This window comes from Polaromonas sp. YR568 (genome assembly GCF_900116715.1).
Lineage (GTDB): Bacteria > Pseudomonadota > Gammaproteobacteria > Burkholderiales > Burkholderiaceae_C > Polaromonas.
In genome coordinates this window covers 321,368-347,271 of sequence record NZ_FPBM01000002.1, presented here as the reverse complement: position 1 = coordinate 347,271, position 25,904 = coordinate 321,368, and the positions used below count along the sequence as shown (strand labels likewise).

The window sequence follows — 25,904 nt, the reverse complement described above, 5'->3', positions numbered from 1 at the left end:
CGCTTATTGCGCGGGCAACGCTGGGGCGTCGGCCTGGAACCACTTCTTGTAGATGGTGGCGTAGCTGCCGTCGGCCTTCACGGCAGCAAGGCCGGCGTTGAGCTTGTCCAGCAGGGCCTTGTTGCCTTGCTTCACGACGATGCCGAAGTATTCCTTGGGAAAGCTCGCGTCACTCACGGTCTTGAGCTGCTTGTGTTCCTGCGTGCGGAAGGCGATCACGCCGTTGTCGCCGATGGCGGCGTCAAGGCCGTTGTTGGCCAGCTCGGAGATCACCACGGGGGTGCTTTCAAAGCGGCGGATATCGGGGTTGGTCTTGCCGAATTCGCGCGAAGCCATGTCGTCGCCGGTGCTGCCGGTGACCACGCCGATTTTTTTGCCGGCCAGGTCTTTCAGGCCTTTGGCGGTGCTGTTGCTTTGCACGGCGATCAGCTGGCGCGCTTCAAAGTAAGGGGTGGTGAAGTCATAGGACTGCTTGCGCTTGTCGTTGATGGTGACGCCCGAGATGATCAGGTCCACGTCACCGTTGTTCAGCGCGGCGAAGATGCCGGTCCAGGGGGTGTTGACGATCTTGATCTGCAGGCCGGCCTTCTGGGCGACGGCCTTGATCATGTCCACATCGTAGCCGACGATTTCCTTGGTCGGGCTTTCATAGGCAAACGGGCGGTAGGTGGCGCTGGAGCCGACGACCAGCTCCTTGTTTTGAGCGTGGACAGTACCGAGCGCGAGGGTGAGCAGGCCGGCCGTGGCGGCGATTTTGTGGAGGAGTTTCATGGTGATGTCCAGAAAGAGGGTGGAGGAAATGCCTGGCGGCCCGCACAAAGGGGGACGGAAAAGCGAAAGTAGCCAATGGTAACGCCTGCAAAAGCCGTGCCCGGAGGGTTCCGGGCAGGGTTTTCGCCAAGGAGGCAGGGGTGAACCGGGGAAAAGTGCGTCCGGAAGGCGTCCAGAAGGCGCCTGGAAGGGGCCCGAAAGACGTCCGGAAGCTGCCGGGAATCAGCCGGTCCGCAGCTGCCGGTTGAAAAACGCCAGGGTGCGTTCCCAGGCCAGTTTGGCGGCGGTGGCGTCGTAACGCGGCGTGGTGTCGTTGTTGAAGCCGTGCTGGGTGCCCGGGTACTGGTAGGCGGTGTAGTTCACGCCCGCCGCCTTCAAAGCGGCCTCATAGGCGGGCCAGGAGGCGTTGATGCGTTCGTCGACCGCCGCGAAATGGATCAAGAGCGGGGTTTTGACCTTGGCGGCGTCTTCCACGGCAGGCTGGTTACCGTAAAAAGGCACAGCAGCGTTGAGCTCAGGCAGGCGGGTGGTGAGTGTGTGCGTCATACCGCCGCCGTAGCAGAAACCGACCACGCCCAGCTTGCCGCTGCAATCGTCCCGGCCTTTGAGGTAGGTGACGGCGGCCACAAAGTCCTCGGTGCACTTGCGCTGGTCCAGCTTGGCGAACAATTCGCGTGCCTTGTCTTCGTCGCCCGGGTAGCCGCCCAGCGGCGTCAGGGCGTCGGGCGCAAAAGCCACAAAGTTGTCCAGCGCCAGGCGGCGCGTGATGTCTTCTATATGGGGGTTCAGGCCCCGGTTTTCATGGATGACCAGCACGCCGGGCAGTTTGCCGGTGGCATTGGCCGGCTTGGCCAGGTAGCCTTTGACGGTGCCTGTGCCGGCGGACGAGGGGTAGCTGACCATCTCGGTCTTGATGCGGCTGTCGTCTTTGGCAATTTGCTGCCCCGCCGCAAAGTTGGGGCTCAGGGCTGCCAGCAGCGCCGCGGCGCTCATGCCGGCCGTGGCGAATTTCTGGGCGCGTTCCAGAAAGCCGCGCCGGTCCAGGGTGCCGTGCACATAGGCATCAAACAGAATCAGCAGTTCCTGGTCAAAGTCCTGGGCGGTCTTGAGTGGCATGGCGGCTCCTGCAAAAAAAATCCAGCATAACGATTCGGGCGCCGGCTGGCAAAGGCCTTGCGCCCGGTTGGCGGTTGAGGTGGGGCGCTGTTTAGACCGTGAACGGCTTCTGATGTTCCCTGGATACCCTTGCGATGTTGCCAAGGCGTGAAAATAGCGGCTGGGCAAACCGGATTGCTATGAAAAATATAGCTGCTAACGGGCATGCAGGCTGGGTCAGGGGCTTAATTTGGTTTGCAATTTGGCCGAAGGCCGGTAAAAACCTGTTTTAATAAGGGCTTGGACCGCCGGCCGCTTGATTGACACGGCTGGCGTTCTGTGACTCACTGGGCTCAACGGGGATTGCCTGACTGCATCGTCTGTGGCGCCGTAGCCCCCAAAAATCGAGGAGAACTGTATCTTGAACCTGATTTCATGGCTGATGGCATTGCTGGGCGTCGCTGTCGGCGCGGTAGGCGGTGTTTTGCTCTACGCCTTCTGGTTACGGCAAAAGGCGGGTGAAAAGTTGCGAATCCCCCACAAATGGCCGCTGACCGTACGCGGCATCGTGACCAACGACGAGTACGAAGTATGGAAATGGCTGCGCAGCACCTTCCACGACCATACGGTCATGGTCAAGCTGCCGGTGCTGCGTTTCACCATCCCGACCGAAAAAGAAAAAGACAAGGAAAAAGACAGGGAAAAGAACGCGCGCCTGCTTGAGCTGCTCAACGGCGTCTACACCACCTTCACCATTTGCAGCCTTGACGGCAAGGTGGTGGGTTGCGTCGATTTGCGCGGCAAGCGCGATGTAAGCCGGGCCAGCCGCCAGCTCAAGGAAACCCTGCTGTCCGACTGCGGCGTGGCCTACACCACGGTCAGGGCCAGCCGCCCGCCTACCGTCAGCGCCATGCGCGCGGCTTTTCTGGGTGAAATCCCTGAAGAGCTGGCGCAGGAAGCCGAGGAAACCCGCGGCGGCGACAGCAGCTTTCACGCCGACCTGGAGTCTTTCACCCGCGAGCGCGTAAAAGCTGCCAAGGACGCCGCGCTCAAAGAGCTCAACAAGGAAAACCAGCAGGAGGCCGCCCAGGCTGCCGCCACACGCAACATCGGCTTCAGCTCCGACGGCGGCAGTGGCCTGCGCGGCGGCGACACCGACCGTTTTGCGGTGCAGTGGGAAGACTCCTTCATTCAGCCTGCGGACACGCGGCCGGCCAAGCTCGAATAGGAAGCGGCCGATTCGTGAGCCGGCTGGGGCATACGCGGGACAAGATCTACAAGACCGTGGCGCGGCAGCTCCATGGCGTGGTGCCGTGCTGGGTGTGCGGCGAACATGTCACGCGCGAGGCCGCCACGCTGGAGCACATCCAGCCCCTGAGCGAGGGCGGCAACAGCCACGCGGAGAACCTGGCCATCAGCCATGAAATCTGCAACGGCCAGCGCCACGCGGCAGGGCAGGTGCCGGCCTCGGCCACATTGCCCGGCCGGGTGCAGAGGCGCCATGCGGCCACCGCCGGTGCAGGCAAAGCATGACAAAGCGCGCCGCACACCTTGCGCGGGCCGTGGCCGCTTTGCTGCTGGCCGCAATCGCGATGGGCGCCGGCGCGCAGCCGCAAGCCCCGGCAAAAAAGGCCGCTAACACGGCAAACACCGCTGCCGCCGCCAACCCGGTCAATCCCAATTCCATCACCGCCGCCGCTGAGGGCGAGCTCCCCATCGCCAACGACGACAGCTACGCACTCTCGCGCTCCTTCACTTACCTGGACGATGCAAGCGGTGAGCTGACCCTGGCCGACATCCTGAAGCCGGATGCCCAGTCGCGCTTTCAGCCCGTGCCGCAAACCGGCTCGGCCACCAATTTCGGTTTGACCTCCTCGGCCATCTGGCTGCGCGTGACGCTACGCACCGAGCGCGACGCGCCCGCCGACTGGATGCTGGAGCTGGCCTACCCGCCGCTGGACCGGCTGGAGCTCTACACACCCGACGGCAAGGGCGGCTTTGGCCGGCAGGTGGGGGGCGACCTTTCGCCCTTTGCCGAGCGTGCCGTCGTGCACCGCAACCACGTCATGCCGGTGCGCCTCAAACCTGGCGCCGCCCAGACCCTTTACCTGCGCGTGATGTCGGGCGGCACGGTGTCGGCGCCGGTCAAGCTCTGGCGGCCCGCCGCCTTGTGGAAGCATGACCAGGCCGAGTACGCCACGATCAGCCTGTACTTTGGCCTGCTCATCGGGCTGCTGCTGTACAACCTGCTGCTGTTTTTCTCGGTGCGCGATAGGCCTTACCTGATCTATGTCGCCTTTGTGGCCTGCATGGCGATTGCGCAGGCGGCCCTCACGGGTTTTGGCGCGCAATTCCTCTGGCCCGGGCTGCTCTGGTGGAACAGTGTTTCGCCGCCGGCCGGCATGTCGGCGACGGCGGTCTTTGGCCTGCTGTTTGCGCGCAGCTTTTTGTCCAGCGCGACCAAAATGCCGCGCCTGGACCGCCTGATCCTGGCGCTGGTCGCCGGCTGGCTGCTGACGCTGCTGGCCGCGCTCACCCTGCCTTATGTGGTGTCGTCCTTGATGGTGACGGTGCTGGCCGTCTTCAGCGTGATCACCCTGGTGATGGTGGGTGTGCTGAGCCTGCGCATGGGCCACCCCGGCGCGAAATACTTTCTGGCGGCCTGGGCTTTGCTGCTGGTCGGCGTCGTCACCCTGGCGCTGCACAACACCGGCGTGCTGCCATCCAATGCGCTCACAGCCAACTCCCTGCTGATCGGCTCCGCGCTTGAAATGGTGGTGCTGTCGTTTGCGCTGGCCGACCGCATCAACGTGACCCGGCGCGAAAAGGAACTGGCCCAGGCGCGCATCCTGGCTGAGCACGCCATGGTGGAGGCGTTGAGCCTGTCGCAGGAAAACTTCCGCACGCAGCTCAAAGAGCGCGAGATGATCCTCGAGAACTCCATCGTGGGCATCGCCTTCCTCACGCCTGACGGGCGCTTTCGCTGGGCCAACCAGGCCATGCTCAAAGTCTTTGGCGCCGGCAGCAACGCGCTCACCTCGATGGAGCCGTTCTACCTGTCGCGGGAGGAGTACATCCGCGTGGGCGGCGAGGTGGCCGCCTGCGTCGCCCGGGGCGAGAACTATGAAGCCGAAATCCAGGTGCAGCAGTTTGACGGCACGCGGATCTGGGTGTCGCTGTCGGGCAAGGCCGTCAGCGAGCGCGACCTCAGCCAGGGCACGGTCTGGGTGATCATCAACATCACCCAGCGCAAAGAGCTGGAGGCGCAGCTGGTGCGCACCTCGTCCGAGCGCGAAGCCATTCTCAACAGCGCGCTGGTGGGCATCGTGCTGTCGGTGCAGCGGCGCCACGAATGGGTGAACGAGAAATTCGCCCAGATGATGGGCAGCCCGCGGGCGGAGCTGATCGGCAAGCCGTCCAGCTACATCCATCCCGACCTGGCCACCTGGGAGCAATTCGGCAAGGAAGCACGCCAGACCCTGATAGAGACCGGCAGCTACATCGCCGAGCGCCAGCTCAGGCGCCGTGACGGCACGCTCTTTTGGGCCGAGATGGCCGGCAGCTGCATACAGCCCAAAGACCCCGACTCGGGCGTGATCTGGGCCTTCCTCGACATCACCGAACGCAAAAGATCCGAAGCAGACACGCAGGAAGCGCTGGAGCAGCAAAGGGCCCTCAATGAATTGCGCACCCGCTTCGTCGCCATGACCAGCCACGAGTTCCGTACGCCGCTGTCCGGCATTTTGTCGGCCGAAGAACTGCTCAGGCACTACGGCAGCCGCCTGCCGGAACATGAAAAGCTGGAAATCCTGGACAGCATCGCCGCCGGCGTGAAGCGCATGACGGGCATGCTGGACCGCGTGTTGCTGCTGGGCAAGGCCGACGCGCAGATGCTGGAGTTCGAGCCGCATCCGCTGGATTTGCAAAAGCTGTGCTACCAGCTGCTGGAAGAAGCCGGCATGCAGCAGCCCGACAGCCTGTGCGACCTGCGCCTGGAATACACAGCCTCGCCCGGCCTGGGCCTGTACGACGAAAAACTCTTGCGCCATATTTTCGGCAACCTGCTTTCCAACGCCGTCAAATATTCGCCGCTGGGCGGGCTCGTGCTCTTCAAGGTGCGTGACGACGAAGACATGATCGCCATGGAAGTGACCGACGAAGGCATAGGCATCCCGGAAGAAGAACTGCCGCACCTGTTTGAATCCTTCCACCGTGCCAGCAATGTAGGCACCATCCAGGGCACGGGTTTGGGGCTGGCGATTGTGCGCAACGCGGTCGACATCCACGGCGGCACCATCGCCGTGGACAGCAGCGCGGGCCACGGCACCCGCTTTACCGTGCGCCTGCCGGTCCGCCGCTAAGGGCTTCACCATGAGCACTGCCACCCTGATTCAACGGCGCCAGCTTTTGCAGTCGCTTGCCGCGGCGGGCGCCGGGCTGTACTTGCCCCTCAGCGCGTGGGCCCAGGCGAAGGTCGCCGGCAACCCTTTCACCCTCGGCATCGCCAGCGGCTCGCCCACGCATGATTCGGTCGTGCTCTGGACGCGGCTTGCGCTGCAAAACCAGGACGCCGCACCTGTCGCCGTACGGTGGGAAGTCGCGCATGACGACAAGTTTTCCCGCATCGTGCAGAAAGGGCAGGCCCAGGCCGTGGCCGGGCTGGCGCATTCGGTGCATGTGGAAGTGCAGGGCCTGGAGCCCGACCGCTGGTATTTCTACCGCTTTGCGGTGGGCGACGCGCTCAGCGCCACCGGCCGCACCCGCACCTTCCCGGCGCCCGGCGCCGAGGTCGCGCGCCTGCGGCTGGCCTACGCCTCCTGTCAGCGCTGGGACCACGGCTTTTACAGCGCCTACCGCCACATGCGTGACGAAGCGCTGGACCTCGTGATCTTTCTGGGCGACTACATCTATGAATACCCCGGCGCGGCCCGGGCCGTGCGCGTGCCCACCGGCGGCTGGGTGCTCACGCTGGACGACTACCGCCAGCGCTACGCCCTGCACAAGAGTGATGCCGAGCTGCAAGCCATGCATGCCGCCTGCCCGTGGATGGTGACCTGGGACGACCACGAGGTGCAAAACGACTACGCGGGCCTCACACCCGGCGACGGCGGGCCGCCGGCGCCTGACTTTGCCGCCCGCCGCGCTGCCGCCTACCAGGCGTTTTATGAGCACATGCCAGTGCGTGCTTCGGTGCTCACCCAGGCCATGGCAGGCCTGGCCAGCGGGGCAGAGATGCGCATCTACCATCGCGTGCCCTACGGCCGCCTGGCCTCGCTCTATATGCTGGACGCCCGGCAATACAAAGATGCGCAAGTCTGCACGCGGGACGGCAAGGCCGGCTCCAGCTCATTGAACCCCGCGCACTGCGCGACCTGGAACGACCCGGCCCGTAGCATGCTGGGCCTGCAGCAAGAGCGTTGGCTCGACGCCGAGTGGGGCAGCGCCGCCGCCAGGGAAAGCAGCTGGAACCTCGTCGGCCAGCAATCGCTGCTGGGCCAGCGCGACTTTCACCGCGGGCCAGGCCAGACTTTCTGGAATGACGGCTGGGATGGTTATGCGGCGGCTCGCACGCGCTTTACCAACGCCCTGCAAAAGCATGTAGTCGCCAACCCGGTCATCCTGGGCGGCGATGTGCATGAAAACTGGGTAGGCCACGTCAAGACCGACTACGCCGATGCCGCCAGCGCGTCCATCGGCACAGAGTTCTGTGGCACCAGCCTCACCTCACGCTCCAACGGCAACGCCAAGATCCCCGAGTACCTCGCCGAGAACCCGCACTTTGTCTTTGCCGACTCCGAACGCAAAGGCTATGGCGTGGTCGAACTCACACCGCGCAGCCTGACCACCACCTTGCGCGTGGTGGACGACGTGGCACGCGCCGATAGCGGTGTGCAGACGCTGGCCAAGTTTGCGGTGCAGGCGGGGCGGCCGGTGGTTGAGAAGGCCTGAATCTGGTCTGCGCCTCGGATGTACTTTGGCCGCAGGCATGGGTGGCGGTAACGCCTAAATTGCAGATTGCTGAGAGGATGAGCTTGGATCAGTCGGAAAAAATATGGAAGTGGGTTATGCGTGGTGCGACTCTGCTGCTCATTGTTGCGGTGGTATGCAGTTATTTGCTCCCGCCAGGCACAACGCGATATGTCGCATTTGCTTCCCTGCCGATCTGCTTGGTACTGTTCTTCGTAGCGAGGGCAAGAGCGCGCCCGGACGAAGAGTTTAAAGATACGCCGTGGGGCATTTAAATTTGCAGGGGCCTGATAGGGTCAGCCGATCGCGAGAGGGCGGGGCAGATTGTCGTGAAGTGCAATACCGAAGGCTTAAATCTCTTCAATCGATTTTCTGCATTCAAGGATCTGACGAATCTCATCGGAATGGGAGTCCTCAGTGATTCAAATCTATTGTGTTTTCCTGGTTGGAAAACCTTTTCTTTTAGGTGACGATAAAAGAGAGTTTGGGTTTTATCGCAATGAGTATGTCGCGGCATGGTCTGAGGAGCGTGCGGTTGCCATTGCAAAAATCAGGACCACGAAGCGTCTTCAGCGCCAGAGAGTTAAGTTCGTCGATGGAGAACCATTGGCCCTGAAAGTTGAAAATATCAAGCGAGGAATACCTCCGTGGAGACTCTTTCGTAGCGAGGGATTCTTGTTCTTTCCGATGGATTCGTAGGCACTTGTCACACTCCAATCAGGGAGTGTCAAGTGTCGTTGAACCTGCCTCTGTGGGTTTTCGCGTTTGTTGATCCGTTTTCATCAGGCAACCGCGAAAGAACCGGGGCTGATCGACGTGAACTTCAACGGTTACTAGGATTGCTCCATGATAGATCCAGCTTCCAATTCCCCGCGCGAGCTTTTACCTGGAAAAAATTTGGCGCATGTCGCCAGCATTGAAGGGGAATTTGTTGATCTTGCGCATCAGCGTTCTCTGGGAATTTTCACTGATTGTGACGATCTTGGCCTTTTTTCTGCGGCCAAATTTGTCCTGCCCGATGGGTTTGAGTTTTGGATTTATAAGTACCAAGGAATGCCGAACGGGAGCGTTGAGGTATTTTTTGAATCGCAACTGCAAATTTGGGAAGCGCGCTTGAGTGATGTTCTCAATTTTCTCGGGATTTCTTCCGGCTCACTTACCTGGAAAAATGCGGCGTACTTGAAGACGCCGTAGATGTTGAATTGTGCTCAGATCTGTCTCTTGCCGCCTTGTTCGATCAACTGGGCAACCGCTCAGATGAGGCCAAGCAGTCAATGACGGTTTGATGTTGTGTTGAGTCTTGCTGAAGTCTTACCTCATCGTTTCATCGATACCCGATCTACCCTTCCTCCGGGCAACAGGGTAGATCAGGTTTAAGCGCAACCGCCAGCTCAAACCGCCAGCTCTTCCTCTTCCAGGTTATCACTCAAAAAGCCGCCGCTCTGGTGCGCCCAGAGGCGCGCATACAAGCCGCCGTTGGCCAGCAGGCTGCGGTGGTCGCCTTCTTCGACGATGCGGCCTTGGTCCAACACGATCAGCCTGTCCATGGCAGCGATGGTTGAGAGGCGGTGGGCGATGGCGATGACTGTCTTGCCTTGCATCAAGGTGTTCAGGCTGCTCTGGATGGCGACTTCGACTTCGGAGTCGAGGGCGCTGGTGGCTTCATCCAGCAGCAGTATGGGCGCGTCTTTGAGCATGACGCGTGCAATCGCGATGCGCTGGCGCTGGCCGCCCGAGAGCTTGACGCCGCGCTCGCCGACGTGGGCGTCGTAGCCGTGGCGGCCGTGCGGGTCGGTCAGGTCGGTGATGAAGTTGTCGGCTTCGGCGCGCCGTGCGGCCAGGCGCATATCGTCGTCGCTGGCGCCGGGGCGGCTGTAAGTGATGTTGTCGCGCACCGAGCGGTGCAGCAGCGAGGTGTCTTGCGTCACCATGCCGATGTGGCCGCGCAGGCTGTCCTGGGTGACGTGCGCGATGTCCTGGCCGTCAATCAGGATGCGCCCGCCGTCGAGGTCGTAAAACCGCAGCAGCAGGTTGACCAGCGTTGACTTGCCGGCGCCGGAGCGGCCTATCAGGCCGATTTTTTCGCCGGGCCTGACGGTCAGCGTGAGCTTGTCGATCACGGATTTGTTTTTGCCGTAGCTGAAGTTCACGGCCTCAAAGCGCACTTCGCCGCGCGGCACGTCCAGCGCGGCCGCATCGGGCGCATCGACGATGGTGCGGGGCCGCGAGAGCGTGTTGATGCCGTCCTGCACGGTGCCCACGCTTTCAAAGAGGCTGGTGGTCTCCCACATGATCCAGTGCGACATGCCTTGCAGGCGCAGCGCCATGGCAGTGGCCGCGGCCACCGCGCCCGCGCCGACCTGGCCCAGGTGCCAGAGCCACAGCGAGGTGCCTGCCATGCCAAGGATCAGGCCCATGCTGAGGGCGTGATTGACGATTTCAAACGCGCTGACCAGTCGCATCTGCGTATAGCCGGTCTTCATGAACTCGCTCATGGCGTCACGCGCAAAGCCGGCCTCGCGCCGGGTGTGCGAGAACAGCTTGACGGTGGTGATGTTGGTGTAGGCGTCAGTGATGCGGCCCGTCATCAACGAGCGGGCGTCGGCCTGCTGTTTGCCGATGCGGCCCAGCCGCGGCACAAAGTAAAAGAGGCTGGCGATGTAGAGCGCCAGCCAGACCAGGAAGGGCGCGACCAGCTTCGTGTCGAAGGCCGCGGCCAGCACCGTCATGGTGGCGATGTAGACGCCCATGGCCACCAGCACGTCGGCCAGCACAAAGAGCGTGTCGCGCACCGCCAGCGCAGTTTGCATGACCTTGGTGGTCAGCCGGCCGGCGAACTCGTCCTGGTAGAAGGACATGCTTTGCCCCAGCATCAGGCGGTGAAAGTTCCAGCGCAGCCGCATCGGGAAGTTGATGGCCAGCGTCTGGTGCTTCACGGTGGTCTGCAACGCCACGGCGGCGATGCTGGCCACCACGAGGAGCGCGAGCCAGCTTAGCGCGGTGCCGTGCTCGGTCCACAGGTTGGCGGGCGCCGTGGCGCCCAGCCAGTCGACGATGCGGCCCAGCATGGCGAACAGCAAGGCCTCAAACACCGCCAATACCGCCGAGAGCAGCGCCAGCAGCAGGATGTAGCCGCGCGCGCCTTCGGTGCAGGCCCACAGAAAGGCCATGAATCCCTTGGGCGGCAAGGATGGGTCGGCGTCAGGGTAAGCGGGAAGCTGGCTTTCGAATCGTTTGAAAAAACCCATGGATGTCGCTGTCTTTATTTCAGGTGTTTTGGTTTCAGGTGTCTGCTTATAAGGTGTTATGGCTGCAGGAGGGTTGATTTATTGGGGAAGGATTGATGCGTATGTGCGATGGATGCCTGCCGCGTGGACGCGTTAGCTGAAAAGCTCCAGCAGCCGGTCCAGCCCGCCTTGGTTGATGGCGACCATGGCCTGCTCGCGCACGCGCGGCTTGGCGTGGTAGGCCACCGAGAGACCGGCTACGCCCATCATGGGCAGGTCGTTGGCGCCGTCGCCCATGGCAATCGCCTCAAGCGGGTTGATGCCCAGCTTGCCGCAGGTCTCGATCAGCATCTTGCGTTTTTCGTCGCCGTCGCAGATGTCGCCCCAGGGCTGGTCGACCATCTTGCCGGTAAGGAATCCGTCTTTCACTTCCAGCACATTGGACCGGGTGTAGTCGATGCCCAGCTCGTCGCGCACGCGGTCGGTGAAGAAGGTAAAACCGCCGCTGACCAGCAGCACTTTCATGCCGGCCTCCTTGCAGGCGTGCACCAGCTCGGCTGCGCCGGGGTTGAGTTGCAGGCGCTGGTGGTAGACCTCGTCCATGCTGGCCACGCTGACGCCCTTGAGCAGCGCCACGCGCTGGCGCAGGCTCTCCTTGTAGTCGGTGATCTCGCCGCGCATGGCGGCTTCAGTGATGGCGGCCACCTCGGCCTTGCGGCCGGCGGCGTCGGCGATTTCGTCCACACACTCGATGTTGATGAGTGTGGAGTCCATGTCAAAGGCGATCAGCTTGAAGTTGCTGAGCTTGAGCTCTGGCGTAGAGACATTGACGACGAGGCCGGGGGAGATTTCAGCAGGAGTCATGCGGGCGTTGCTTCTGTGGTGGAGGGGGTTTTAGGTTGTCCGAGCGAGCGCAGGATGTCGCGCACCATTTGCGCACGGTCTTTGGGTTCGGGCAGTTCGCGCTCTATGCGCAGCTTGTCGTTGCCGGCCAGCCTGATGTGCCGGTTTTTCTGGATCAGCTGCATGATGGCCATCGAGTCGATGGGCGGGTCTTTCTTGAAGGTGATGTTGATGCCGCCGGGCGCAGCATCAACCTTGACCACGCCGTAGGGCCGGGCGATCACGCGCAGGCGGTGCACGTCGATCAGCGTCTGTGCCTGCGGTGGCAGCTTGCCGAAGCGGTCGACGATTTCTTCGAGCAGCGCATCGATCTGGTCGGTGTTCTTCGCGGTGGCCAGCTTTTTGTAGAACGACAGGCGCAGGTGCACATCGCCGCAGTAGTCGTTGGGCAGCAGGGCGGGGGCGTGCAGGTTGATCTCGGTCGTCACGCTCAGAGGTGAGAGCAGATCGGGCTCGCGCCCGGCCTTGAGCGAGGCCACGGCTTCGCTGAGCATCTCGTTGTAGAGCTGGAAGCCGACCTCGAGCATATTGCCGCTCTGGTTCTCGCCTAACACCTCGCCGGTGCCGCGAATCTCCAGGTCGTGCATGGCCAGGTAAAAGCCAGAGCCGAGTTCTTCCATTTGCTGGATGGCTTCGAGCCGCTGGCCGGCCTGCTTGGTCAGGCCTTCGATGTCGGGCACCATCAAATAGGCATAGGCCTGGTGGTGGCTGCGGCCCACGCGGCCGCGCAGCTGGTGCAGCTGCGCCAGGCCGAACTTGTCGGCGCGGCTCATCACGATGGTGTTGGCGGTCGGCACGTCGATGCCGGTTTCAATAATGGTCGAGCACAGCAGCAGGTTGTAGCGCTGGGCGATGAAGTCCTTCATCACGCGTTCCAGCTCGCGCTCGGGCATCTGGCCGTGGGCTACCGCAATGCGGGCCTCGGGCAAGATTTCTTCGAGCTTCTCGCGCCGGTTCTGGATGGTTTCGACCTCGTTGTGCAGGAAGTAGACCTGGCCGCCGCGCTTCAATTCGCGCAGCACCGCCTCGCGGATCACGCCGTTGTTTTCGCTGCGCACAAAAGTCTTGATGGCCAGGCGGCGCTGCGGCGCGGTGGCGATCACGCTCAGGTCGCGCAGGCCTTCCAGTGCCATGCCCAGCGTGCGCGGAATCGGCGTGGCCGTCAGCGTCAGCACATCGACTTCGGCGCGCATGGCCTTCATGGCCTCTTTGTGGCGCACGCCGAAGCGGTGCTCTTCGTCGATGATGAGCAGGCCCAGGCGGTCGAACTTCACATCCTGGCTCAGCAGCTTGTGCGTGCCGACCACGATGTCGACCGTGCCGTCAGCCAGGCCCTTGATGGCGGCGGTGATTTCCTTGCCTGAGCGAAAGCGGCTCATCTCGGCGATCTTGACCGGCCACTTGGCAAAGCGGTCCACCAGCGTCTGGTAGTGCTGCTCGGCCAGCAGGGTGGTGGGCGCCAGCAGCGCCACCTGCCGCCCGCCGGTGACGGCGATAAAGGCCGCACGCAAGGCAACTTCCGTCTTGCCGAAACCCACATCGCCGCAGACCAGCCGGTCCATGGGGCGGGGGCTGATCATGTCCTGGATCACCGCATGGATAGCGGCGCGCTGGTCGGCGGTTTCGTCAAAGCCGAAGTCGTTGGCAAAGGTCTCGTAGTCGCCGGGCGAATAGCGGAAGGCATGGCCTTCGCGCGCGGCGCGGCGGGCGTAGATGTTGAGCAGCTCGGCGGCGGAATCGCGAATCTGCTCGGCGGCCTTGCGTTTGGCTTTTTCCCACTGACCGCTGCCCAGCCTGTGCAGCGGCGCTTCTTCGGCGCTGACACCGGTGTAGCGGCTGATCAGGTGCAGCTGGCTGACGGGCACATAGAGCGTGGCGCTGTCGGCGTATTCGAGGTGCAAAAACTCCTGCAGCAGCGGCGTGCCGTCAGCATTCGTGCCCTGGCCCAGGTCCATGTTGATCAGGCCGCGGTAACGGCCAATGCCGTGGGCGCTGTGCACCACCGGGTCGCCCACGTTGAGCTCCGAGAGGTCCTTGATCAGCGCTTCGACGTCACTGACCTGCTCCTGCTTCTTGTTGCGGCGGCGCACGGTGGCGCCGGCGGCAAAGAGCTCTGTCTCGGTGATGAAGTCGATGCTTTCTTCGAGCCAGCTGAAACCGGTGTTCAGCGCCGCGGTGGCGATGCCGAGCTTTTCGTCGCTGGTCTGGAAGTCTTCGAGTGAATCAAAGGCTGGCGGGCTGACGCTGCTGGCGCGCAGGAAGTCGAGCAGGCTTTCGCGCCGGCCGTCGCTTTCGGCCAGCACCAGCACGCGGTGGGCGGTGTTGCGCACATGGCTCTTGAATTTGGCCAGCGGGTCTTCAGCGCCGCGCACCACCGCCATTTCGCCCAGCTTTTGAAACTGCGCGTTGTCGGCGATGTCTTCCACCGTGGCGCGTATCGCCAGTTGCGCGTAGTCGTTGGCGCGCGCGTAAAACTGCTCGGCGCCCAGGAAGAGCGACTCCGGCGGCAGCGCCGGGCGGTCGGGCGCGTCGCGCACCAGGCGGTAGCGGTCTTTGGTGTCTTGCCAGAAGCGCTGGAAGGCCGGCTCCAGGTCGCCGTGCAGCACCACGGTGGCATCGCTGCCGAGGTAGTCGAACACCGTGGCGGTTTCTTCGAAGAAGAGCGGCAGGTAGTACTCAATGCCGGCGGTGGCCACGCCGTTGCCCATGTCTTTGTAGATGCGGCTTTTGGTCGGGTCGCCATCCAGCAGCTCGCGCCAGCGGCTGCGAAAGCGCGCGCGCGCGTCGTCATCCATCGGGAATTCGCGCCCGGGCAGCAGGCGCACTTCCGGCACCGGGTAGAGGCTGCGCTGGCTGTCGGGGTCGAAGGTGCGGATGCTGTCGATCTCGTCGTCAAACAGGTCGACGCGGTAAGGCACGGGGCTGCCCATGGGGAAGAGGTCTATCAGGCCGCCGCGCACCGCGTATTCGCCGGGGCTGACGACTTGCGTGACGTGGCTGTAACCCGCCAGCGTGAGCTGGGCCTTGAGCCGCGTTTCATCGAGCTTTTGTTTGACCTTGAACTGGAAGGTGTAGCCCGCCAAAAAGCTGGGTGGCGCCAGGCGGTACAGCGCCGTGGTCGCCGGCACGATCACCACGTCGGCGCCGGTTTCCTTGTCGCGCTGCTGGATGCGCCACAGCGTAGCCAGGCGCTCGCTGATCAAATCCTGGTGCGGCGAGAAGGTGTCATAGGGCAGGGTTTCCCAGTCCGGAAACAGGGCGCAGCGCAGCTCGGGCGCAAAAAACGCGATCTCGTCCATCAGGCGCTGGGCCGTGGTGGCGTCCGAGGTGATGATGGCGGTGAGCTTGCCGGCGGCTTTTTCGCGGCTGCCCAGGCGCGCCAGCAGCAGGGCATCGGCAGAACCGGCGGGCTGGGGCAGGGTGTAGCGTTTGCCGGTGGCGAGTGAAGGTAGCTGCATTGATCGGTACGCGGTGAAGATCTGGCTGAATGCCCGGTTAAACGTGTTCAAAAATCAAGCGACAAAAGCCAAGCACCCCAAACCATCTGGAGTGGGGTGCCTGCGCGTTCAATCCACGATTTTAGAATCTATGATGAAGTTATGACGACAAGCCGTGCCAATACCCGTTCCGATGCCCGTTTTTTTGTGCTGATCCCCTGTGCCGGGCAGGGCAGCCGGGCCGGCACCGCCCAGGCCAAGCAGTACCAGCAGATTGCCGGCCAGCCCATGGTCAAACACACGGTGGAGGCTTTCCGGGCGCTTTCCGGCACTTTTGCCGCGCTCTGGGTGGTGGTTTCGCCGTCCGACGACGAGTTTCTCAGCGTCTTTCCCGACTACAACCACAGCAATGAACACCTGCACCCCGGTGGCGGCGCGACGCGGGCGGCCACGGTGCTCAACGGCCTCAAGGCCATGGTGGCGCAGCCCGGCGGCGCGACCCTGGACGACTGGGTGCTGGTGCATGATGCCGCGCGCTGCCTGGTGATGCCCGGGCAGATCGAAGCCCTGATTGCCGCCTGCCGCGACGACGCCGTGGGCGGCCTGCTGGCGCAAAAACTGCCCGATACCCTCAAGAGCGAGCACGGCGGCCGTGTTGCAAGCACTATAGACCGCAGCGAAAAATGGCTGGCGCAGACGCCGCAGATGTTTCGCATAGGCATGCTCATCGACGCGCTGGAGAAAACCGGGGACCGCGTCACCGATGAATCCAGTGCGATGGAGGCCGTAGGCCTGGCGCCGCGGCTGGTGGGCAGCAGCGCCGAGAACTTCAAGGTCACCTATCCGGAAGACTTCGCGCTGGCGGAAGCCATCTTCAACAGGCGCAGCAAGTAGTCCCAGTCCCGTGATCCCGCAGCAACCCCGGAAAAGGCATTCATGAGCAGCATCAATTTTCGAATCGGCGAGGGCTGGGACACGCATGCCCTCGTGCCCGGGCGCAAGCTCATCATCGGCGGTGTCGATATTCCCCACACCGTGGGCCTGCTGGGCCATTCGGATGCCGATGTGCTGCTGCATGCGATCACCGATGCGCTGCTGGGCGCCGCGGCGCTGGGCGATATCGGCTCGCATTTCCCCGACACCGATGCGCGCTTCAAGGGCGCAGATTCGTCGGTGCTGCTCAAGGAGGTCGGGCGAAAGCTGGCCGAACTCGGCTGGCAAATCGGCAATATCGACAGCACCGTGATCGCGCAGGCGCCCCGGCTGGCGCCGCACATTGCGGCAATGCAGGCCAATATCGCCTCTGCGCTGGGGCTGGAGAATGGCCAGGTGAATGTGAAGGCCAAAACAGCGGAGAAGATGGGGCCCGTCGGGCAGGGCCTGGGCATGGAAGCCCGGGCCGTGGTGCTGCTGCACCGCTAGACGGCTGGCCGCCCCTGGCCCCGGTAGGTAGCGGGGGGGCGGTCAGTTTCTGCGCAGCTTGATATGCGCAGCCAGCCCGCCTGAGCCGGTGTTGGCCAGGCCAAACACTCCGCCCATGCGATGAATCGTTTTTTCAACAATCGCCAGGCCTAGGCCCGCGCCAGTGGCCGCGGTGCGTGCGGCATCGCCGCGAAAGAACGGGCGTGTGAGCTTGGAGAGCGTCTCGGGCGCCACGCCCATGCCGTGGTCGCGCACCTTGATCAGCACCCACTGGTCGCGCGCCTTGGCGGCAATGTCGACCAGCGCGATGCCGGTTTCGGGCGTCTTGCCGTAGCGCCTGGCGTTTTCCAGCAGGTTGGCGATGACGCGCGACAGCTCCACCTCGTCAGCCAGTACGGCCATGTCGTCAGGGATGGTGACGGTGACGCGCATGTCTTCATAGTCGGCCACGGCGTACACGGCGGCATCGACCACGCTGTTGAGCGAGACGCGCTCCAGCCGTGGCGGCTCGGGCCGGGCGTAGTCCAGGAATTTGTCGATGATCGCGTCCAGCTGGGTGATGTCGGCGGCCATGTGCTCGCGCGCATCGGCGTCAGAGACGCTCATCTCGGTTTCCAGGCGCAGGCGGGCCAGCGGCGTGCGCAAGTCATGCGAGATGCCGGCCAGCATGATGACGCGGTCCTGCTCGATTTTGGAGAGCTGCTCGGCCATGCGGTTAAAACCAATGTTGACCTCGCGGATTTCACTGGTGGCGACTTTTTCGTCCAGCAGGCTGGCGTCGAAGTCGCCGTCACGCATGCGGCTGGCCGCAAAAGACAGCTGCTTGAGCGGCCGGTTGATCAGCCGCGCGATAAAGGCCGCGCCCGCCAGCGACAACACAGCCGCCGTGATCAACCAGATCACCCAGGTGCTGTTGCGCGACGGGCCGATCTTTGAGGGATCGGTGAGCAGCCAGTACGAATCCCCGTCAATGGAGAAACCCACCCACAGGCCCTTTTGGCCGTTAACGCTGCTGGCCACCACGGTGCCCGTGCCCAGCCGCGCTTTGAGCTCCTCGGCGGTGCGCTCGCCAAACTCGTCGCTCTCAAAAACGTCATATTTGTCTTTGGGCTCACGCGGCGTGATGCGCACACGTTCCTCGTCGGCCAGGGTCTTGATCAGCGAGACGCGGGCGATGGAGTCCGAATAGCGCAGGGCGGCCCGGCTCAGGTTGACCAGTGAGGCCAATTGCTGCGCACTCTGGATGGCGCGCGGCTCGGACTCCAGCGCACGAAAGGTTTGGAGCCAGGCCACGATGGAGCCGAACAGCAGCAGCGACAGAAAAAAGAATGTCCGCCAGAACAGGCTGAAGCCCCGCCGCGGGCGCATTTCCAGCGGTGCCGGGGCGGTTTCAAGAGGGGCGGGATTGGTTGCGTCCATAAAAAATCGGGTACGTGCCGTGAGTGCGGGCGGAAATGCCAGCAGGAGTGCCGACGGAAATGGACGTTAGCACGATAGCCCGCGCTACGGCAGGCAAGCTGTAGCCGCCTGTAGCTGCCTGTTGCAAGCGCGCGTCAGGTGGTTGTGGTCCCCAAGGTCGCGTGCCCGATGGAATTCTCCAAGCCAGCATGAGCCCCGGAACCGGCTTTGCCGGGCCGAAGGGCGGGCGGCCCCCTCGGGGGGGCAGCGCATTACACGAAGCCGAAGGCGCAGTGAAAAGCGTGGGGGCTAGTTAGTGCCGTCCGGAACGAACACGTAGCCGATACCCCAGACAGTCTGGATGTAGCGGGGCACGGCGGCGTCGACCTCAATCAACTTGCGCAGGCGCGAGACCTGCACGTCCAGGCTGCGGTCAAAGGGCTCGAACTCGCGTCCGCGTGCCAGCTGGGCCAGCTTTTCGCGCGACAGCGGCTGGCGCGGGTGGCGCACCAGGGTTTTCAGCATGGCGAATTCGCCGGTGGTCAGCGGCAGTTCTTCACCGTTCTTATGCAGGGTGCGCAGGCCCATGTCGAACGAGAAGGGGCCGAAGGTAATGACTTCCTGGTCGCTGGAAGGCGCGCCCGGCACTTCGGCGGTCGGCCGGCGGCGCAGCACGGCGTGGATGCGGGCCAGCAACTCACGCGGGTTGAAGGGTTTGGCGAGGTAGTCGTCGGCGCCGACTTCCAGGCCGACGATGCGGTCCACATCTTCGCCCTTGGCCGTCAGCATGATGATGGGGGTGCGGTCATTGGCCGCACGCAGCCTGCGGCAAATGGACAGGCCGTCCTCGCCGGGCATCATCAGGTCCAGCACGATCAGGTCGACTGCGTCGCGCAGCATGATGCGGTTGAGCGCTTTGCTGTCTTCGGCAAGGATGACTTCGAAACCTTCCTGGGCCAGGTAGCGGCGCAGCAGGTCGCGGATGCGGGCGTCGTCGTCAAGGATCAGGATTTTGTCGGCGCGGGCGTTGGGTTGAGCTTGGGTCATAGTCATCTGGTAATTTGTAACAGAGCCATTTTGAAGGCTGAAAACACGCGATGTCTCATTTTTCAGTCACTTTGACACACTGTTACACAAGTTGCGGCTGCGTGCACGTACTTGATTTGATTATGGAAATCCTCCTACACCCGCCCGGAAACAGGCGTGTGAAAATTGTGGCCCCCGCGCTGTGCGAATGCTGGCGGCCCGCTTATATGGCCTTGCAAACCCGGCAAGAGATGATCGGGGTCGCAGTCAACGGCAGATTTGGAATTGGCGCCAGGATGGCTTTTGCTTGCCAAGACCCAAATTTTTTGCCCTGTTTTAACCCCTTTTGGCGTCTGCTTTCGTTTCACCTTATTCCTGGCCACTTGCGCTCTAGTGGCCAAAAGACCAGATCAACCACCTGAAAGGTAATTTCCCATGCGAACTTCCGAATCGATAGCTGCCTGTGTCCTGCTGGCGGGCGCCGCCATGGCCTCGGCCGTTATGGCCCAGCCTGTGTACCCCGAGCCCCTGCAGAACGTGGCGCAGATTTCGGCCACCGGCTCTGTCGAGGTGCAGCAAGACCTGCTGTCGATCTCGCTGAACACCACGCGTGACGGCACTGACGCCGGCGTCGTGCAGACCCAGCTCAAACAGGCCCTGGACACCGCCTTGGCCGTGGCCAAACAGGCGGCAGCACCGGGCCAGATGGACGTGCGCACCGGCAACTTCAGTCTGTACCCGCGGTATGGCAAAGACGGCAAGATCAACGGCTGGCAGGGCTCGACCGAGCTGGTGCTTGAAGGCAAGGACTTCCCGCGCATCACCAGCACGGCCGGCAAGATCCAGACGCTGACCATGGGCAATGTGAGCTTTGCGCTGAGCCGTGAGCAGCGCGCCAAGGTAGAGGGCGAAGCCCAGGCCCAGGCCATCGAGCGCTTCAAAGCCAAGGCCAGCGAAGTGGCCCGCAGCTTTGGTTTCAGCAATTACTCGCTGCGCGAAGTTTCCATCAACGCCAATGACCAGGGTCCTATCCCACGTCCCCGCATGATGGCGATGTCGGCCAAGGCTGAAATGGCCGATTCATCGGTGCCGGTGGAAGCCGGCAAGAGCACTGTGCTCGTGAATGTGTCGGGCTCTGTGCAGATGAAATGATGAAGCGGGGCGGCCCAATCTCATGGGGCCGCCCCGGCATTCAGGCTGCTGAAGTACAGGCTTTCTGCTTCTGGCGGGTCTTGCGCGCGTGGTGCGCTACCACCTTGGCGCGGATGTGGTCGTAAGCCCAGTTAAAGCCGAAGGTATAGGGCAGGAAGAACAGCACGATGGCGATGTCCAGCACAAAGGCTTCCCAGAGGCCGATGTCCAGCCACCAGGCGGCCAGCGGGACCACCGCGATGATCAGGCCGATTTCAAACAGCACGGCGTGCACCGCACGCGCGCCCAGCGTGCGCTGAAAGCCCATGCGGCGTTGCGCCCGGTCAAAAATGGCGTTGAACACCATGTTCCAGGTCATCGCCATCAGCGACACCATCAAGGTCAGCAGGCCCATGTGCGCCAGCGAATAACCCAGCAGCCAGGCGCCCAGCGGCGCGCAGATGGCAATGGCCAGGACTTCAAACCCGAGGGCGTGGAAAAAACGTTCTTTGAGGGATTTCTGGAGACTCACGATGCACTTCACTTTCTGACTGATTTCAGCCCCATCAGCACGGTGCTCAGGCACAGGTGCTCGGTGGCGATGGGTGTATTTTCATCGTTATTTCGAATACATTAAAATCAATAACTATCGTAAAAACAGATGGTTATCGACAAAGACTAGCCCCATGCGCCATTCCCCCGAAGCCCTGACCGCCTTTGCCGAAGCCGCCACACTGGGCTCGTTTTCGGCCGCGGCACGCAAGCTGGGCAAAAGCCAGTCGACCGTGAGCAGCGCGATTGCCAACCTGGAAATAGACCTGGGCATCACGCTGTTTGACCGCAGCAGCCGCAAGCCGGCCTTGACGGAGCAGGGCAGGGTCATGCTGGGCAAGGTGCAAGAGATCCTGGCCGCCAGTGACAGGCTGGACCGCGCCGCCAGCCAACTGGGCGGCGGCATGGAGCCCAAGCTCAGCGTAGTGTGGTCAGACACCTACCAGTCCGACCGCTTTGAAGAGATGCTGCTGGCCTTTGAAAACCGCTTTCCCGATCTCGAGTTCGAGTGCCTGATCGCCGAGCACGGCGACCTTGTCTCGCTGGTGCAGACCGGGCGGGCGCACATCGGCGTGGTGGCCGCGCAAAGCGCCTATCCGCCGGATGTCGGCTCAGCCACGATTGCCGAGCAGTCCGAGATCACGCTGTTTGTGGCCACCGCCCACCCGCTGGCCGTCATGAAAGACATCACGCCCGACGTGCTGGCTAACTTCAGGGAGTTGCGGCTGGATACGTATATAGAAGCAGAGCAGGGCGCGCCGCAGTCGCGCCGTGCCTGGTCGGCGCCCAGCTATTTGATGCTGATGGAAATGGCGGTGCTGGGTTTTGGCTGGGCCGCCATTCCGCGCTGGATGGTGACGCGCTTTGCCACCGGCAAGCTGGTGGAGCTCAACGCGCGCGGCTGGCCGCGCCGGGTGCCGGTGGACGCCGTGTGGTCGCGCCAGCGCCCGCTGGGCCGCGCCGGGACCTGGCTGTTGCAGGAGATGCTGGCGCCGGCCCGGTAGGCGGTGCCTTGCCGCCGTTCTTCAAGAAAAAAGCCCGCCGCCTGTGAAGGCGTGCGGGCTTTTCCTTTGGAGGACGGGGATGACGAAGGCTTAGAAGCGGTAACGCAGGCCCAGGCTGGTGGTGCTGATGCGGTCCTTGCCTGTGCCGACGAACTTCAGGTTGTGCTCGTCCCAAGCCAGCACGGCCGACAGTGCGGGCGTAAAGGCCCATTCAGCGCCTATGCCGTAAGACACGCCCCAATCGCTTTCATTGCCGGATGCCAGGCCGGAGGCCGGCAATGCCGACACACGGGTGCGGCCGTAGGTGGTGCCCAGCTTGCCGAGCAGGTTGAAGGAGTTGCTCAGTGGCAGGCGGCCCACCAGGCTCAGGTTGATGCCCTCGGCTTCGGTCTGGCCGCCGCCGCGGTTGACCTTGCCGAAGTCGGTGTAGCCGAGCTCCAGGCCGAAGTTGTTGTTGAAGTAGCTGCCGCCGTAGATGTTGTACGAAGTGTCTTTGCTCTCGGAAGGAAAGCCGCCCGCACCGCTGGGCAAGGAGAAGTCGGACTGGCCGATGTTCAGCCCGAAGTAACGGGAGCCGGGTGCGTAAAACGTGTAGTTGCCGCTGGCCGACGCGCCGGTGCTGCTGCTTGTTTGGGCCTGTACACCGGTGGCGGCTGCCAGTGCGGCGGCTGCCAGCACGGTGGCGGAAAAGGTACGGGTCAATGATTGCATGGTGCTTCCTTCATGGATAAATTTACTTTTCACGCCGGCCTGAAAATCAACATGAAACCGGACCGGCGTGCGTGGTTTCCGTCATGAAATTTAGGGGCTGGCCCGGTGCGCCGGTGTGAGTGCAATCGTTGAATGCCTGTAGGACAAGCGGAAGTTTGCGCACTGCAACAACATCGCACCGTGCGCTCAATGTCCCGGCTTTTGCCAGTGCCGCTGCTGCTAAAGTCAAGCCATGCAGCGCATTACCCATCTGCCCGGAAGCACTCCGGTGGTTCTTGATTCCCCTCACAGTGGCACCGTGTATCCCGCCGATTTCAGGCACGCCTGCGAGCTCGACGTGCTGCGCAGCGCCGAAGACACGCATGTTGAAAAGCTCTACGACTTTGCGCCCGCAATGGGCGTGCACTGGATAGAGGCGCATTTTCCCCGCAGCTACCTCGACGCCAACCGCAACACCACCGAGATGGATGTGACCCTGCTCGATGCGCCCTGGCCCGGTCCGGTAGAGACCGACCCCAGAATCATGTCCAAGGTCCGCCTGGGCAAGGGCCTGATCTGGCGCACCACCGACGAAGGCGTGCCGCTGTATGACCGCAAGCTGGGCGTGGCCGAAATCCAGGCGCGCATCGAGCAATGCTGGGTGCCGTATCACGCGGCGGTGGAGCAGGCGATTGACGCTGCGCATCGCCAGCACGGCTACAGCCTGCACATCAACTGCCATTCCATGCCGGCCGTCGCCTCGAGCAGCGCGACGGACTTTCCGGGCGAGGAGCATGCCGACTTCGTGGTGGGCGACCGCGAAGGCACAACGGCCAGCCTGGCCTTGTCGCAGCGCGTGTGCGAACACCTCAAGGCGCAGGGCTACAACGTGGCCTACAACCACCCCTACAAAGGCGTGGAACTGGTGCGCCGCTACAGCAACCCGGCAGCGCACCGGCACAGCATCCAGCTGGAGATCAACCGCAAGCTCTACATGGACGAAACCACGTTTGCGTTAACGCCTGGCGCCGCGCAACTCAAGACCTCGCTTCGCTCGCTGGTTGAGATGCTGCTGAAGACGGATCCGCGCACGCTTTGATTCCGCGGGCCCCGGCCTGCACTTTGTTCGTCCAACCATTGCCGCCATGCTCACTTTCTTCAGCGACAGCCACCACGCCCATGCCCCGCAGTACGAATTTTTTCGCGGCGAGCGCGTGCCCTGCTTTGAAACCCCGGCCCGGGCCGAGTTCGTCAAAACCCGCCTGACCGAGCGCGGCCATGTGCTGCGCACGCCGCATGCAGACAGCCGCGCGGTGCTGGCCAAGGTGCACACCGCCCGCTACCTGGCATTTCTGGAACACGCCTGGCGCGACTGGGTGGCGCTGGAGGCCGGCAACGAGCAGCGCCAGCCTTTCCCCTCGGTATGGCCGGTGCGTACCCTGCGCAGCGATGTGGAGCCCGTCAATTTCACCGCGCGGCTGGGGCTGTATTCGATGGACAACGGCTCGCCGCTGTCAGCCGGCACCTGGCAGGCCGCCAAGGCCGGTGCCGATGCTGCCGCGAGCGCAGCCGCTTTGCTGGGTAGCGACAGCGAACGCGCCGTGTTCTGCTGCAGCCGCCCTCCCGGCCACCACGCGGGGCCAGACTTCATGGGCGGTTACTGCTTTTTGAACAATGCGGGCGTCGCCGCGCAGGCGTTGCGCGACGGCGGCGCGGCGCGTGTGGCCGTGCTCGATGTCGATTACCACCACGGCAACGGCACACAAAGCATTTTTTACGGCCGCGCCGATGTGCTGTTTATCAGCCTGCACGGCGACCCGATGACGGAATACCCGTTCTACCTGGGCCACGCCGACGAGACCGGCGAGGGCGAGGGCGCAGGCTTTAACCTGAACCTGCCGTTGCCCGCCGGCTGCACAGTGCCCCGCTGGTTTGAGGCGCTTGAAACGGCCTGCACGCGCATCGCCGGCTACCGCGCCGACGCGCTGGTGGTATCGCTGGGGCTGGACACCTTTGCCGAAGACCCGATTTCCAAATTCGCACTGCGGCCAGACGACTTCATCCGCCTGGGTGAGCGCCTGGGCAAGCTGGGCCTGCCGACTGTGTTTGTGCTTGAGGGCGGTTACGCCGCAGCGGAGCTGGGCACCAATGCCGTCAATGTCATTGAAGGCTTTGAAGGGCGTTGATGGACCGGGTTGATTGCGTGGTGGTTGGCGCAGGCGTCGTAGGCCTGGCCGTAGCGCGTGCGCTGGCCTTGCAGGGCCGCGAAGTGATGGTGCTGGAAGCGGCGGACGCCATAGGCACCGGCACCAGCTCGCGCAACAGTGAAGTGATTCACGCCGGCATCTACTACCCGCAAGGCTCGCTCAAGGCCAGGCTGTGCGTGCACGGCAAGGGCCTGCTGTATGACTACTGCGCTGAACGCGGCATAGGCCACCAGCGCTGCGGCAAGCTCATCGTGGCAACGAGCGATGCGCAGGTCGCGCAACTGCAGGGCATCCGCGAGAAAGCCGACGCCAACGGCGTATTGGACCTTGTGCTGCTCACACGTGAGGAAGCTCGCGCCATGGAGCCGCAACTCGAATGTGTGGCCGCGCTGCATTCACCCAGCACCGGCATCGTCGACAGCCACGGCCTCATGCTGGCCTTGCAGGGTGATCTGGAGAACGCGGGCGGACTGGTGGTGTTGAATTCGCCTTTGGCCCGCGCGGAATGCACGCCGGCGGCTATTTATTTGATTGCGGAGGACGGTACGGAGCTTGAGGCAAAAACCGTCGTCAACGCTGCGGGTCTGCACGCACAATCTCTGGCCAGCCGCTTTGCAGGCTTGCCCGCAGAGCATGTGCCGCCCAGCCACTATGCCAAAGGCAATTACTTCACCTTGCCCGGCCGTTCGCCCTTCAGCCGCCTGATTTACCCCGTGCCCGAAGCCGCTGGGCTGGGTGTGCACCTCACCATCGACCTGGGTGGCCAGGCCAAGTTCGGGCCCGATGTGCAATGGGTCGATTCACCCGATGACCTGGTAGTGGACCCGGCGCGCGGCGATGCTTTTTATGCCGAGGTGCGCAAGTACTGGCCAGCGTTGGCCGACGGTGCACTGATGCCTGGCTACTCGGGCATGCGCCCCAAAATCCAGGCGCCGCATGAGCCCGCCAAGGATTTCCTGATTCAGGGCCCGCGTGATCACGGCGTGCCTGGCCTGGTCAATCTTTTCGGTATTGAGTCGCCGGGGTTGACTAGCTCGCTGGCGATTGGCGATTACGTGCGCCGGATGCTGTAAG

21 protein-coding genes are annotated in these 25,904 nt (G+C 63.1%); 12 read left to right on the top strand and 9 right to left on the bottom strand.

Features of this window, described 5'->3' with window-relative positions; genetic code table 11:
* Nucleotides 1-3 precede the first annotated feature (3 nt).
* A complete protein-coding gene (locus BM408_RS06130) occupies nt 4-771 on the bottom strand; it encodes a basic amino acid ABC transporter substrate-binding protein (protein ID WP_092128513.1) in 768 nt (255 codons plus the stop codon).
* Between the two features lie 222 nt (nt 772-993).
* Complete coding sequence (locus tag BM408_RS06125) at nt 994-1,887, bottom strand: dienelactone hydrolase family protein (protein WP_092127982.1); 894 nt, start codon at nt 1,885-1,887, stop codon at nt 994-996.
* Nucleotides 1,888-2,287: 400 nt separating this feature from the next.
* On the opposite strand from BM408_RS06125, the gene BM408_RS06120 reads away from it, so the two are divergent.
* The 5 genes from BM408_RS06120 to BM408_RS22675 all read left to right on the top strand — a co-directional run bounded on the left by BM408_RS06120 (nt 2,288) and on the right by BM408_RS22675 (nt 9,027).
* Nucleotides 2,288-3,094 (top strand): DUF2726 domain-containing protein, encoded by an 807-nt coding sequence (locus BM408_RS06120; protein ID WP_092127980.1) that lies wholly within the window; start codon nt 2,288-2,290, stop codon nt 3,092-3,094.
* A gap of 14 nt (nt 3,095-3,108) precedes the next feature.
* Nucleotides 3,109-3,399 (top strand): HNH endonuclease, encoded by a 291-nt coding sequence (locus tag BM408_RS06115; RefSeq protein WP_092127978.1) that lies wholly within the window; start codon nt 3,109-3,111, stop codon nt 3,397-3,399.
* Entirely contained in the window at nt 3,396-6,227 is a 2,832-nt protein-coding gene (locus BM408_RS06110) for a 7TM diverse intracellular signaling domain-containing protein (RefSeq protein WP_092127976.1), read from the top strand. Before BM408_RS06115 ends, BM408_RS06110 begins: the two co-directional genes overlap by 4 nt.
* A 10-nt stretch (nt 6,228-6,237) precedes the next feature.
* Nucleotides 6,238-7,815 (top strand): alkaline phosphatase D family protein, encoded by a 1,578-nt coding sequence (locus BM408_RS06105; protein WP_092127974.1) that lies wholly within the window; start codon nt 6,238-6,240, stop codon nt 7,813-7,815.
* Nucleotides 7,816-8,679: 864 nt separating this feature from the next.
* Nucleotides 8,680-9,027 (top strand): hypothetical protein, encoded by a 348-nt coding sequence (locus BM408_RS22675; RefSeq protein ID WP_139237305.1) that lies wholly within the window; start codon nt 8,680-8,682, stop codon nt 9,025-9,027.
* Nucleotides 9,028-9,224: 197 nt separating this feature from the next.
* Here the strand turns inward: BM408_RS22675 and BM408_RS06100 are convergent, their stop codons facing one another.
* The 3 genes from BM408_RS06100 to mfd all read right to left on the bottom strand — a co-directional run bounded on the left by BM408_RS06100 (nt 9,225) and on the right by mfd (nt 15,421).
* A complete protein-coding gene (locus tag BM408_RS06100) occupies nt 9,225-11,081 on the bottom strand; it encodes an ABC transporter ATP-binding protein (protein ID WP_092127972.1) in 1,857 nt (618 codons plus the stop codon).
* Nucleotides 11,082-11,213: 132 nt separating this feature from the next.
* Complete coding sequence (gene serB, locus BM408_RS06095) at nt 11,214-11,924, bottom strand: phosphoserine phosphatase SerB (protein ID WP_092127970.1); 711 nt, start codon at nt 11,922-11,924, stop codon at nt 11,214-11,216.
* Nucleotides 11,921-15,421 carry a transcription-repair coupling factor gene (gene mfd / locus BM408_RS06090; RefSeq protein ID WP_092127968.1) on the bottom strand — a complete coding sequence of 1,167 codons (3,501 nt, stop codon included), beginning with the start codon at nt 15,419-15,421 and terminating at the stop codon, nt 11,921-11,923. The genes serB and mfd overlap by 4 nt, the downstream gene beginning before the upstream one ends.
* Before the next feature lie 141 nt (nt 15,422-15,562).
* Here mfd and ispD point away from each other — a divergent pair, with 141 nt between their 5' ends.
* Entirely contained in the window at nt 15,563-16,294 is a 732-nt protein-coding gene (gene ispD, locus BM408_RS23150; RefSeq protein ID WP_254774720.1) for a 2-C-methyl-D-erythritol 4-phosphate cytidylyltransferase, read from the top strand.
* A gap of 42 nt (nt 16,295-16,336) precedes the next feature.
* Nucleotides 16,337-16,822 (top strand): 2-C-methyl-D-erythritol 2,4-cyclodiphosphate synthase, encoded by a 486-nt coding sequence (gene ispF, locus BM408_RS23145; protein ID WP_254774719.1) that lies wholly within the window; start codon nt 16,337-16,339, stop codon nt 16,820-16,822.
* A 42-nt stretch (nt 16,823-16,864) separates the two neighbouring features.
* Here ispF and BM408_RS06080 read toward each other — a convergent pair whose 3' ends face one another.
* Together BM408_RS06080 and ompR are read right to left on the bottom strand one after the other, a co-directional pair.
* Nucleotides 16,865-18,241: a sensor histidine kinase gene (locus BM408_RS06080; protein WP_092127966.1), complete on the bottom strand. Its 1,377-nt coding sequence runs from the start codon at nt 18,239-18,241 to the stop codon at nt 16,865-16,867.
* Between the two features lie 288 nt (nt 18,242-18,529).
* A complete protein-coding gene (gene ompR / locus BM408_RS06075) occupies nt 18,530-19,267 on the bottom strand; it encodes an osmolarity response regulator transcription factor OmpR (protein ID WP_007866319.1) in 738 nt (245 codons plus the stop codon).
* A 414-nt stretch (nt 19,268-19,681) separates the two neighbouring features.
* Between ompR and BM408_RS06070 the strand changes: the two genes are divergently transcribed.
* Nucleotides 19,682-20,398 carry an SIMPL domain-containing protein gene (locus tag BM408_RS06070; protein WP_092127964.1) on the top strand — a complete coding sequence of 239 codons (717 nt, stop codon included), beginning with the start codon at nt 19,682-19,684 and terminating at the stop codon, nt 20,396-20,398.
* Between the two features lie 40 nt (nt 20,399-20,438).
* Here the strand turns inward: BM408_RS06070 and BM408_RS06065 are convergent, their stop codons facing one another.
* A complete protein-coding gene (locus tag BM408_RS06065; RefSeq protein WP_092128511.1) occupies nt 20,439-20,909 on the bottom strand; it encodes a multidrug/biocide efflux PACE transporter in 471 nt (156 codons plus the stop codon).
* 154 nt (nt 20,910-21,063) lie between these two features.
* Between BM408_RS06065 and BM408_RS06060 the strand changes: the two genes are divergently transcribed.
* On the top strand, nt 21,064-21,933 hold the full coding sequence (locus BM408_RS06060; protein ID WP_092127962.1) for a LysR family transcriptional regulator: 870 nt from the start codon (nt 21,064-21,066) through the stop codon (nt 21,931-21,933).
* A gap of 90 nt (nt 21,934-22,023) precedes the next feature.
* Here BM408_RS06060 and BM408_RS06055 read toward each other — a convergent pair whose 3' ends face one another.
* A complete protein-coding gene (locus BM408_RS06055; protein WP_092127960.1) occupies nt 22,024-22,644 on the bottom strand; it encodes an outer membrane beta-barrel protein in 621 nt (206 codons plus the stop codon).
* A 232-nt stretch (nt 22,645-22,876) separates the two neighbouring features.
* On the opposite strand from BM408_RS06055, the gene BM408_RS06050 reads away from it, so the two are divergent.
* From BM408_RS06050 to BM408_RS06040, 3 genes are read left to right on the top strand one after another with little or no spacing between them, the layout of a single operon-like run.
* Nucleotides 22,877-23,722, top strand: a complete 846-nt coding sequence (locus BM408_RS06050) for an N-formylglutamate amidohydrolase (protein WP_092127958.1) — start codon at nt 22,877-22,879, stop codon at nt 23,720-23,722.
* A gap of 46 nt (nt 23,723-23,768) precedes the next feature.
* On the top strand, nt 23,769-24,809 hold the full coding sequence (locus BM408_RS06045) for a histone deacetylase family protein (RefSeq protein WP_092127955.1): 1,041 nt from the start codon (nt 23,769-23,771) through the stop codon (nt 24,807-24,809).
* Nucleotides 24,809-25,903, top strand: a complete 1,095-nt coding sequence (locus tag BM408_RS06040; protein ID WP_175541702.1) for an NAD(P)/FAD-dependent oxidoreductase — start codon at nt 24,809-24,811, stop codon at nt 25,901-25,903. The genes BM408_RS06045 and BM408_RS06040 overlap by 1 nt, the downstream gene beginning before the upstream one ends.
* The last annotated feature ends 1 nt before the right edge of the window (nt 25,904 follow it).